Origin of the sequence: Brachybacterium fresconis (assembly GCF_017876515.1) — a bacterium.
In the GTDB taxonomy this organism is placed as follows: domain Bacteria; phylum Actinomycetota; class Actinomycetes; order Actinomycetales; family Dermabacteraceae; genus Brachybacterium; species Brachybacterium fresconis.
The window spans coordinates 1,326,571-1,338,151 of the sequence record NZ_JAGIOC010000001.1 but is presented as its reverse complement, the minus strand read 5'-3'; the positions used below and the strand labels follow the sequence as shown (position 1 = coordinate 1,338,151).

Here is an 11,581-nt window from a genome sequence, read left to right as displayed (position 1 = left end):
ATGCCCCGCCACTTCCTGCGCGACGACGACCTCGCCCCCGCCGAGCAGAAGGAGGTCCTCGCCCTCGCCCTCCAGCTGGCGGGGGATCGCTTCGCCCGTCGTCCCCTCGAGGGGCCGCGCACGGTCGCCATCATGTTCGACAAGTCCTCGACCCGCACGCGGATCTCCTTCGCGACCGGGGTGGCCGAGCTCGGCGGCAGCCCGCTGGTGATGGAGGCCGGGGCGAGCCAGCTGGGGCGCGGGGAGTCGATCGGCGACACCACCGAGGTGCTCACCCGCATGGTCTCGGCGATCGTGTGGCGCACCTTCGGCCAGGAGCGGATCGAGGAGATGGCCGCGCACGCCTCCGTCCCCGTGGTCAATGCCCTGACCGACGAGTTCCACCCCTGTCAGATCCTCGCGGACCTGCAGACCATCGCCCAGCACACCGGGGGGCTGGCCGATGGCGACGCGGCGCTGACCGGCCGCTCGCTGGCCTATCTCGGCGACGGCGCCAACAACATGGCCCACTCCTACCTGCTCGGCGGCGCGACCGCCGGCATGGACGTGCGCATCGGAGCCCCCGCCTCCCACCGGCCCGACCCGGCGGTCCTGGCGCGCGCCACCGAGATCGCCGCCGCCACCGGCGGCTCGGTCCGGGTGACCGAGGATCCCCGAGAGGCCGTCGCCGGGGCGAGCGCCGTGCTCACCGACACCTGGGTGTCGATGGGGCAGGAGGGTGAGGACGGCCGCGGCGAGGCCACCTTCGCGCCGTACCAGGTCACCGAGGAGCTCATGGACCTCTCCGGGGGCATCTTCCTGCACTGCCTGCCCGCCTATCGCGGCAAGGAGGTCGCCGCCTCCGTGATCGACGGTCCCGCCTCGGTGGTGTGGGACGAGGCGGAGAACCGCCTGCACGCCCAGAAGGCGCTGCTCACCTGGCTGCTGGAGCATCCCGATGCGACCACGGCCGGCCATGCCCGCCCGGCGGGGGAGCGACGATGAGCGAACAGCGCCGGGCCCTGGCCCAGACCAAGACCTCCCGGCAGCAGCGCATCGTCCAGCTGCTGACCCACCGGGAGGTCTCCTCGCAGTCGCAGCTCGCACAGCTGCTGACCGCCGAGGGGATCGAGGTCACGCAGGCCACGCTCTCCCGCGACCTCGTCGAGCTGCAGGCCGAGAAGGTCCGCGGCTCGGCCGGCAGCCTCGTCTACCGCCTGCCTCCCGAGGGCGGCGCGCCGCGGCCGACGGGCCCGCCCGCCGAGAGCGAGCTGCTCGAGGCCCGCCTGCCGCGCCTGGCGGAAGGTCTCCTCGTCTCCGCGGAAGCCAGCGGCAACCTCGTCGTCGTGCGGACCCCGCCGGGCGGAGCGCAGTATCTCGCCTCTGCCCTGGACCGATCGGTGATGCCCGACGTCCTGGGTACGATCGCGGGCGACGACACCGTGCTGCTGGTCTCCCGGGACCCCGTCGGCGGCGATCGCCTCGCGGCGCGGCTGCTCGACCTGGCCGACGGGCGCCGTGAGGTCCCTGAGACGCCTGAGCCCCCCGCGCCGCCCGAGCCCGGCGCGGTCCCCGTGGACACGGCCCCCGGAGATCCCGCCCCCGGCATCTGAGCGACCCACCGACCCCCAGAGATCTGACAGACCCCGCAAGACCTCACAGACCCGGGCGAGGCCCGCGCCCCGCCCGCCCCGACCACCGACCGACCCCCCTTCTAGGAGCATTCCCGTGACCGAACGCATCGTCCTCGCCTACTCCGGCGGACTCGACACCTCCGTGGCCATCGGCTGGATCCACGACGCCACCGGCGCCGACGTCATCGCCTGCGCGGTGGACGTCGGCCAGGGCGGCGAGGACCTCGAGGTGATCCGTCAGCGCGCCCTGGACTGCGGCGCCGTCGAGGCCTACGTCGCCGACGCCCGCGACGAGTTCGCCGAGGAGTACTGCATGGCAGCCCTCAAGACCAACTCGCTGTACATGGACGCCTACCCGAACGTCTCGGCGATCTCCCGCCCGGTGATCACCAAGCACCTCGTGAAGGCCGCCAAGAAGTTCGGCGCCACCACGGTCGCCCACGGCTGCACCGGAAAGGGCAACGACCAGGTGCGCTTCGAGGTCTCGATCACCTCGCTCGCCCCCGAGCTGAAGTGCATCGCCCCGGTGCGCGACCTCGCCCTGACCCGCGACAAGGCGATCCAGTACGCCGAGCGCAAGGGCCTGCCGATCGAGACCACGAAGCACAACCCGTTCTCCATCGACCAGAACGTGTGGGGCCGCGCCATCGAGACCGGCTTCCTCGAGGACATCTGGAACGAGCCCACCAAGGACATCTTCAGCTACACCGACGATCCGGCCTTCCCGCCGGTCGCCGACGAGGTCGTCCTCACCTTCGAGCGCGGCGTCCCGGTCGCGATCGACGGCCGGACGGTCACCCCGCTCCAGGCCATCCAGGAGATGAACCGCCGCGCCGGCGCCCAGGGCATCGGCCGCATCGACATCGTCGAGGACCGTCTGGTGGGCATCAAGTCCCGCGAGGTCTACGAGGCCCCGGGCGCCATGGCCCTGATCACCGCCCACCAGGAGCTCGAGCGCGTCACCCTCGAGCGCGAGCAGGCCCGCTTCAAGCGCACCGTCGGCGATCGCTGGACCGAGATGGTCTACGACGGCCAGTGGTTCTCCCCGCTGAAGAAGTCCCTGGACGCCTTCATCGAGGACACCCAGCGCTACGTCAACGGCGACATCCGGATGACGCTGCACGGCGGCCGCGCCACCGTGACCGGCCGCCGCTCGGAGACCGGTCTGTACGACTTCAACCTCGCCACCTACGACGAGGGCGACGCCTTCGACCAGTCCAGCGCCCGCGGCTTCATCGACATCTACGGGCTGGCCGCCAAGCAGGCCGCGGCCCGCGACGTCGCCTTCGGCAACGGGGAGAACCTGGACGCCGAGGACGCCGAGTGAGCACCTCGACCCCGGGCCCGGAGGCCACCTCGGCACCTTCGGGCGCGAGCGCCGCGCTGTGGGGCGGACGCTTCGGCTCCGGCCCCGCCGCCGCGCTCGCCGCCCTGTCCGTGTCCACCCACTTCGACTGGCGCCTGGCCCAGTACGACCTGCGCGGCTCGAAGGCCCACGCGAACGTGCTGCATGCCGCGGAGCTGCTGAGCGATGACGAGCTGGCTCGGATGCAGGAGGCCCTCGACGTGCTCGCGGCCGACGTCGCCTCCGGCGAATTCGTCGCGGCCGCGGACGACGAGGACGTGCACACGGCCCTCGAGCGCGGCCTCATCGAGCGCGCCGGCGGCGAGCTCGGCGGCAAGCTGCGCGCCGGCCGCTCGCGCAACGACCAGATCGCCACGCTGATCCGGCTGTTTCTGCGCGACCAGGCCCGCGCCGTCGGCGACCAGGTCCTCGACCTCGCCGAGGTGCTGCTCGAGCGGGCGCGCGAGGTGCACGGCGTCCCCATGCCGGGCCGCACGCATCTCCAGCACGCCCAGCCGCTGCTGCTGAGCCACCACCTGCTCGCCCACGCCTGGCCGCTGCTGCGCGACGTGGAGCGCCTGGCCGACCTCGACCGCCGCACGGCCGTCTCGCCGTACGGGTCCGGGGCTCTGGCCGGCTCGAGCCTGGGACTGGACCCGCAGGCCGTCGCCGCGGAGCTGGGCTTCACGGATTCGGTGTGGAACTCGATCGACGGCACCGCCTCGCGGGACCTGACCGCCGAGTTCTCCTTCGTGCTGGCGATGATCGGCATCGATCTGTCGCGCCTGGCCGAGGAGATCATCCTGTGGAACACGAAGGAGTTCTCCTTCATCACCCTGGACGACTCCTTCTCCACCGGCTCCTCGATCATGCCGCAGAAGAAGAATCCGGACATCGCCGAGCTCGCCCGCGGCAAGGCGGGCCGCGTCGTGGGCGACCTGGTCGGGCTGCTGACCACGCTCAAGGCCCTGCCGCTGGCGTACAACCGTGACCTGCAGGAGGACAAGGAGCCCGTCTTCGACCAGGTCGACTCCCTCGACCTGGTGCTGCCGGCCTTCACCGGGATGATGGCGACTCTGGTGTTCCACACCGAGCGGATGGCGGAGCTGGCCCCGCAGGGCTTCTCCCTCGCCACCGACATCGCCGACCACCTGGTGCGCCATGGCGTGCCCTTCCGCAGCGCGCACGAGATCTCCGGGGCCTGCGTGAAGGTCGCCGAGGAGCAGGACAAGGAGCTGTGGGACCTCACCGATGCCGAATTCGCCGAGATCTCCGAGCACCTCGACGCCTCGGTGCGCGAGGTCCTGACCGTCCAGGGCTCGATCGCCTCCCGCGACGCCAAGGGCGGGACCGCCCCGGCGCGGGTGGCGGAGCAGGAACAGGCCGTCGCCGAGACCATCCGCGACCTGCGGTCCTTCACCCGGGACCGCTGAGCACGGTCGCGCCGGGACCCCTCCGCCGCCGGTGATCCGGGCGGACGGGCCCGGCGCTCCCGGAGCGACCGATGACCGGTGAGGTCGTCGGCCGTCGGTCTGCGGTCGTGGCGTCGCACGGTCCCGTCGGCCCGGATCTGTGACAATGGCGCACGACGCCCGCCCGGACGTCCATGGTGCCCGTCCGCCCGGCCCCCGTCCGCTCCGACCTCCGCACCCCGTCACGGCACTGCGTGCCCCACCGAGAGGAACCGATCGATGCATTCCGTCCTGGACGAGCTCGCCTGGCGAGGACTCGTCGTGCAGACCACCGGGCGCGAGGCGCTCGGCAGAGCTCTGGCGGACGGACCGGTCAGCCTGTATTGCGGCTTCGACCCGACGGCCGCCTCCCTGCACGTCGGCCACCTCACCCAGGTGCTGACCATGCGGCGTCTCCAGCTCGCCGGCCACCACCCCTACGCCCTGGTGGGCGGGGCGACCGGCCTGATCGGCGACCCACGCATGTCCGGGGAGCGCGTGCTCAACGACGCGGAGATCGTGCACGGCTGGGTGGACAGCCTGCGCTCCCAGATCTCCCGCTTCCTCGACCTCGAGGGCGAGCACGCCGTGACCATGGTCAACAACCTCGACTGGATCGGGCAGATGAGCGCCCTCGACTTCCTGCGGGACATGGGCAAGCACTTCCGCATGGGCACCATGCTCGGCAAGGAGACCGTCGCCCGCCGTCTGCAGAGCGACGAGGGAATCAGCTACACGGAGTTCAGCTACCAGGTGCTGCAGAGCATCGACTACCTCGAGCTGCACCGACGCTACGGGGTGAGCCTCCAGTACGGCGGCAACGACCAGTGGGGCAACCTGCTCTCCGGGGTCGAGCTGATCCACAAGGTCGAGGGGCACGACGCCCATGCGCTGACCACCCCGCTGGTGACCAAGGCGGACGGCAGCAAGTTCGGCAAGAGCGAGGGCGGCGCGATCTGGCTCGACGCCGAACTCACCAGCCCCTACGCCTTCCACCAGTTCTGGCTCAACGCGGCCGACGCGGACGTCGTGAAGTACCTGCGCTACTTCACCTTCCGCTGCCAGGAGGAGATCGCCGAGCTCGAGCAGGCCACCGAGGAGGCCTCGCACAAGCGCCAGGCGCAGCGCGCCCTGGCCGACGACCTCACCACGCTCGTCCACGGTGAGCAGGCCACCGCGCAGGCCACGGCCGCGGCGGCGGTGCTGTTCGGGCGCGGGGACGTGCGGGCGCTCGAGGAGCGGACCGTCGACTCGATCGCCCGGGAGCTGCCCGGCGCCGAGCTGAGTCCGACCACCCCCTTGGTGGACGCCTTCATCGCCACCGGCATCGCACAGTCCAAGGGCGCCGCCCGTCGCGGAGCCGACGAGGGCGGACTCTCGGTCAACGGCGAGAAGCTCACCGCCGACGAGCTCACCCGTGAGCTGGGAGAGCTCGACCTGCTGCCGGGCCGTCACCTGCTGCTGCGCCGCGGACGCAAGAACGCCGCGATGGTGCGCCTGGTCGGCTGACGCCCCTCGCCCTGCGGCGCCCCGGTTCCCCTGGTGGGGGACCGGGGCGCTGCGCGTTCCGGGCCGGCGGCGCACGCCCCACCGGATCCGATTCCCGTGACGCCCCTTACAGACGTGGGTCACATCGGAGTGAACGAGCGCTTTCCCAGAGCCTGGAAAGCAGCGATGACCTGCACTGATGGATGTGCAGACGGGTGAACGGACGGCGAACATCCCGGTTTGCCCGTGGGCCCGAGGCCGCGTAATGTCTTCTCTTGTCAGCAGCGAGGACGCAGACGCGAGAGGCCGAGAGGTTCCCCCGAGGAGCTGGCGGCCAGGAGCGGATGAGGACGAGATGCTGACCCGGTCTCCTGGGCAACCAGAGGAGCGGCCGTGACCGGCACGGCGGGATGATCGCCCAGCGATCTGACCGAGATGCACGACACGGACAGCGGAGTTGGACTTGGCCGCGAGGAACTGCTAGAGTAGCGACTCGCGCCGGGACGACGAAGCACAACAAGTCGTCACCGGGTCATCCCGGACGGCGCATCCGAGCCTCTGACTCAGACCGCGATCGCGGGATGGAAACGATGTGCGCGTGTTGCTTGATATCTCAATAGCGTGTCTGTTTATTGATGCCATTATTTTGAATGGCAAATTTTAACGGATGATTAGCAGTTTATGCTAGTTGTTTGTTGTTTGCTGGGATTTTTCTATGTTTTCATGGAGAGTTTGATCCTGGCTCAGGACGAACGCTGGCGGCGTGCTTAACACATGCAAGTCGAACGATGATGGTGGTGCTTGCACCGCCTGATTAGTGGCGAACGGGTGAGTAACACGTGAGTAACCTGCCCCCCTCTTCGGGATAACCTCGAGAAATCGAGGCTAATACCGGATATGAGTTTCCACCGCATGGTGGTTGCTGGAAAGTTTTTCGGTGGGGGATGGACTCGCGGCCTATCAGTTTGTTGGTGAGGTAATGGCTCACCAAGGCGATGACGGGTAGCCGGCCTGAGAGGGCGACCGGCCACACTGGGACTGAGACACGGCCCAGACTCCTACGGGAGGCAGCAGTGGGGAATATTGCACAATGGGCGAAAGCCTGATGCAGCGACGCCGCGTGAGGGATGACGGCCTTCGGGTTGTAAACCTCTTTCAGTAGGGAAGAAGCGAAAGTGACGGTACCTGCAGAAGAAGCGCCGGCTAACTACGTGCCAGCAGCCGCGGTAATACGTAGGGCGCAAGCGTTGTCCGGAATTATTGGGCGTAAAGAGCTTGTAGGTGGCTTGTCGCGTCTGCCGTGAAAACCCGAGGCTCAACCTCGGGCGTGCGGTGGGTACGGGCAGGCTAGAGTGTGGTAGGGGAGACTGGAATTCCTGGTGTAGCGGTGAAATGCGCAGATATCAGGAAGAACACCGATGGCGAAGGCAGGTCTCTGGGCCATTACTGACACTGAGAAGCGAAAGCATGGGTAGCGAACAGGATTAGATACCCTGGTAGTCCATGCCGTAAACGTTGGGCACTAGGTGTGGGGGACATTCCACGTTCTCCGCGCCGTAGCTAACGCATTAAGTGCCCCGCCTGGGGAGTACGGCCGCAAGGCTAAAACTCAAAGGAATTGACGGGGGCCCGCACAAGCGGCGGAGCATGCTGATTAATTCGATGCAACGCGAAGAACCTTACCAAGGCTTGACATGGACCGGACGGCTGCAGAGATGTGGCTTTCTTCGGACTGGTTCACAGGTGGTGCATGGTTGTCGTCAGCTCGTGTCGTGAGATGTTGGGTTAAGTCCCGCAACGAGCGCAACCCTCGTTCCATGTTGCCAGCGCGTAGTGGCGGGGACTCATGGGAGACTGCCGGGGTCAACTCGGAGGAAGGTGGGGACGACGTCAAATCATCATGCCCCTTATGTCTTGGGCTTCAAGCATGCTACAATGGTCGGTACAATGGGTTGCGAAGCTGTGAGGTGGAGCGAATCCCAAAAAGCCGGCCTCAGTTCGGATTGGGGTCTGCAACTCGACCCCATGAAGTCGGAGTCGCTAGTAATCGCAGATCAGCAACGCTGCGGTGAATACGTTCCCGGGCCTTGTACACACCGCCCGTCAAGTCACGAAAGTCGGTAACACCCGAAGCCAGTGGCCCATCCTTGTGAGGGAGCTGTCGAAGGTGGGATCGGTGATTGGGACTAAGTCGTAACAAGGTAGCCGTACCGGAAGGTGCGGCTGGATCACCTCCTTTCTAAGGAGCATCACCATTATGGTGGCCATTTTCCTGCCCGAGTGTGGTGGGGATGGTTGCTCACGGGTGGAACATCAATGAATGGGCACTTCACCAGTCGGTGTGGTTTCTTCAGTACGGCCTCTTTTTGAGGGGTCTGGAACGAGTGCTGCCGGGTGGTTCGAGGTGGAGACACGCTATTGGGTTGTGAGGCTGCACGCGTCCCTGGTGCTTTTGGGTGCTGGGGTGTGTGGCTGGTCCTCCCTCGTCATGGTCCGCTGGTTTGCGGGTGTGGTGGGTGTGGGGTTGTTTCTTGAGAACTACATAGTGGACGCGAGCATCTTGTAAGCAATTTTTATGATTTTGTGTCTTTGTGTTGCTAAGTTTTTTAGAGCGCACGGTGGATGCCTTGGCAAGAAGAGCCGACGAAGGACGTGTGAGTCTGCGTTAAGCCTCGGGGAGTTGACAACAGAGCTGTGATCCGAGGATGTCCGAATGGGGAAACCCACCGCGAGTCATGTCGCGGTACCCGCCACTGAATGTATAGGTGGTGTGGAGGGAACGCGGGGAAGTGAAACATCTCAGTACCCGCAGGAAGAGAAAACAAAGAGTGATTCCGTGAGTAGTGGCGAGCGAAAGCGGAGGTGGCTAAACCTGGTCTGTGTGATACCCGGCAGGGGTTGCAGGTCGGGGGTTGTGGGACGTGTCTGGTCCGTCTGCCGGCGGATCGACGTGGACGCATAGCAGTAGTCGAAGTCGTGGTGAGTGCGACGGCGTAGAGGGTGTGACCCCCGTAGACGAAACTGATGTGCGGCGTGATGCTGTTCCCGAGTAGCACCGGACCCGTGAAATCCGGTGTGAATCTGCCAGGACCACCTGGTAAGCCTGAATACTACTTCTTGACCGATAGCGGACAAGTACCGTGAGGGAAAGGTGAAAAGCACCCCGGGAGGGGAGTGAAATAGTACCTGAAACCGTGTGCTTACAATCCGTCGGAGCCTTTTGGGGTGACGGCGTGCCTTTTGAAGAATGAGCCTGCGAGTTAGTGGTCGGTGGCGAGGTTAACCCGTGTGGGGTAGCCGTAGCGAAAGCGAGTCTGAACGGGGCGTTCAGTCGCCGGCTCTAGACCCGAAGCGAAGTGATCTATCCATGGGCAGTGTGAAGCGCGGGTAAGACCGCGTGGAGGCGCGAACCCACTTCAGTTGAAAATGGAGGGGATGACCTGTGGATAGGGGTGAAAGGCCAATCAAACTTCGTGATAGCTGGTTCTCCCCGAAATGCATTTAGGTGCAGCGTTGCGTGTTTCGTGTCGGAGGTAGAGCACTGGATAGGCGATGGGCCCCACCGGGTTACTGACCTTAGCCAAACTCCGAATGCCGATACGTGAGAGCGCAGCAGTGAGACTGTGGGGGATAAGCTTCATGGTCGAGAGGGAAACAGCCCAGAACATCAGCTAAGGCCCCTAAGCGTGTGCTAAGTGGAAAAGGATGTGGAGTTGCTGAGACAACCAGGAGGTTGGCTTAGAAGCAGCCACCCTTGAAAGAGTGCGTAATAGCTCACTGGTCAAGTGATTCTGCGCCGACAATTTAGCGGGGCTCAAGCACACCGCCGAAGCTGTGTCACTCCAGCCTTGTGCTGGGGTGGGTAGGGGAGCGTCGTGCAGCCGGTGAAGCCGCGGGGGAACCCAGTGGTGGAGGCTGTACGAGTGAGAATGCAGGCATGAGTAGCGATAGACGGGTGAGAAACCCGTCCGCCGATTGATCAAGGGTTCCAGGGCCAGGTTTATCCGCCCTGGGTTAGTCGGGACCTAAGGCGAGGCCGACAGGCGTAGTCGATGGACATCGGGTTGATATTCCCGAACCGATCGTAGGAGGACCCATACCGAGGCTTCCGATGCTAACCACCCGAGCTGGCCCCATACCCTTCGGGGTGTGGAGGTTGGTGAGGCTGGGAACCAAGGTTGTAGTAGGTCAGCGCGTGGGATGACGCAGTGAGGTAGCTTCCGCGGACTTAATGGAATAGTCCGTCTAAGCGTGCAGCCCGGCCCCGGGTAATGCTGGGGCCATGAGGGTCAGACGTGATGGGGATCCCGTAGGGGCGAAGGTGAGTGATCCTGTACTGCCTAGAAAAGTTCCGGCGTGACGAATACGGTCGCCCGTACCCGAAACCGACTCAGGTGATCAGGTAGAGAATACCGAGGCGTTCGAGAGAATCGTGGTTAAGGAACTCGGCAAAATGCCCCCGTAACTTCGGGAGAAGGGGGGCCCGAACCGTGAGAGCGGTGAGGGCCGCAGAGACCAGGGAGAAGCGACTGTTTACTAAAAACACAGGTCCGTGCGAAGTCGTAAGACGCTGTATACGGACTGACGCCTGCCCGGTGCTGGAAGGTTAAGAGGACCGGTTAGATCCCTTCGGGGGTCGACGCTGAGAATTTAAGCCCCAGTAAACGGCGGTGGTAACTATAACCATCCTAAGGTAGCGAAATTCCTTGTCGGGTAAGTTCCGACCTGCACGAATGGCGTAACGACTTCTCCACTGTCTCAACCGCGAACTCGGCGAAATTGCATTACGAGTAAAGATGCTCGTTACGCGCAGCAGGACGGAAAGACCCCGGGACCTTTACTATAGTTTGATATTGGTGTTCGGGACGGCTTGTGTAGGATAGGTGGGAGACTGGGAAGCATTCACGCCAGTGAGTGTGGAGTCATTGTTGAAATACCACTCTGGTCGTTCTGGATTCCTAACCTCGGTCCGTGATCCGGATCAGGGACAGTGTCTGATGGGTAGTTTAACTGGGGCGGTTGCCTCCTAAAGAGTAACGGAGGCGCTCAAAGGTTCCCTCAGCCTGGTTGGCAATCAGGTGTTGAGTGTAAGTGCACAAGGGAGCTTGACTGCGAGACAGACATGTCGGGCAGGTGCGAAAGCAGGAACTAGTGATCCGGCACTCCATTGTGGAATGGGTGTCGCTCAACGGATAAAAGGTACCCCGGGGATAACAGGCTGATCTTGCCCAAGAGCTCATATCGACGGCATGGTTTGGCACCTCGATGTCGGCTCGTCGCATCCTGGGGCTGGAGTTGGTCCCAAGGGTTAGGCTGTTCGCCTATTAAAGCGGTACGCGAGCTGGGTTTAGAACGTCGTGAGACAGTTCGGTCCCTATCCGCTGCGCGCGTTGGATATTTGAGAAGTCCTGTCCCTAGTACGAGAGGACCGGGATGGACTGACCTCTGGTGTGCCAGTTGTTCTGCCAAGAGCATGGCTGGTTGGCTACGTCGGGAAGGGATAACCGCTGAAAGCATCTAAGCGGGAAGCCTGCTTCAAGATGAGATATCCATGCACCCTTGTGGTGTGAGAGGCCCCCAGTAGATGACTGGGTTGATAGGCCAGATGTGGAAGCACAGCAATGTGTGGAGCTGACTGGTACTAATGGCTGATGACTTAATAACACATTTTTGTTTACTGTTGT

General features: G+C 64.5%; 5 protein-coding genes and 2 rRNA genes. All 7 read left to right on the top strand.

The window, feature by feature from the left end; all coding sequences use genetic code 11:
- The 7 genes from argF to JOF44_RS06055 all read left to right on the top strand — a co-directional run bounded on the left by argF (position 1) and on the right by JOF44_RS06055 (position 11,561).
- Positions 1–984, top strand: a complete 984-nt coding sequence (gene argF / locus JOF44_RS06085; protein WP_209888602.1) for an ornithine carbamoyltransferase — start codon at positions 1–3, stop codon at positions 982–984.
- On the top strand, positions 981–1,592 hold the full coding sequence (locus JOF44_RS06080; protein ID WP_209888600.1) for an arginine repressor: 612 nt from the start codon (positions 981–983) through the stop codon (positions 1,590–1,592). Before argF ends, JOF44_RS06080 begins: the two co-directional genes overlap by 4 nt.
- A 115-nt stretch (positions 1,593–1,707) precedes the next feature.
- The gene (locus JOF44_RS06075; protein ID WP_209888598.1) at positions 1,708–2,940 is read left to right on the top strand and encodes an argininosuccinate synthase; all 1,233 of its coding nucleotides are present in this window, start codon (positions 1,708–1,710) and stop codon (positions 2,938–2,940) included.
- A complete protein-coding gene (gene argH / locus JOF44_RS06070; RefSeq protein ID WP_209888596.1) occupies positions 2,937–4,391 on the top strand; it encodes an argininosuccinate lyase in 1,455 nt (484 codons plus the stop codon). The genes JOF44_RS06075 and argH overlap by 4 nt, the downstream gene beginning before the upstream one ends.
- A gap of 258 nt (positions 4,392–4,649) precedes the next feature.
- Positions 4,650–5,918 (top strand): tyrosine--tRNA ligase, encoded by a 1,269-nt coding sequence (gene tyrS, locus JOF44_RS06065; protein WP_209888594.1) that lies wholly within the window; start codon positions 4,650–4,652, stop codon positions 5,916–5,918.
- A gap of 699 nt (positions 5,919–6,617) precedes the next feature.
- Positions 6,618–8,136: ribosomal RNA gene (locus tag JOF44_RS06060) — 16S ribosomal RNA — on the top strand.
- A 356-nt stretch (positions 8,137–8,492) separates the two neighbouring features.
- Positions 8,493–11,561 (top strand): 23S ribosomal RNA (locus JOF44_RS06055).
- Together the 16S and 23S rRNA genes form the textbook arrangement of a ribosomal RNA operon.
- Positions 11,562–11,581: the final 20 nt, after the last annotated feature.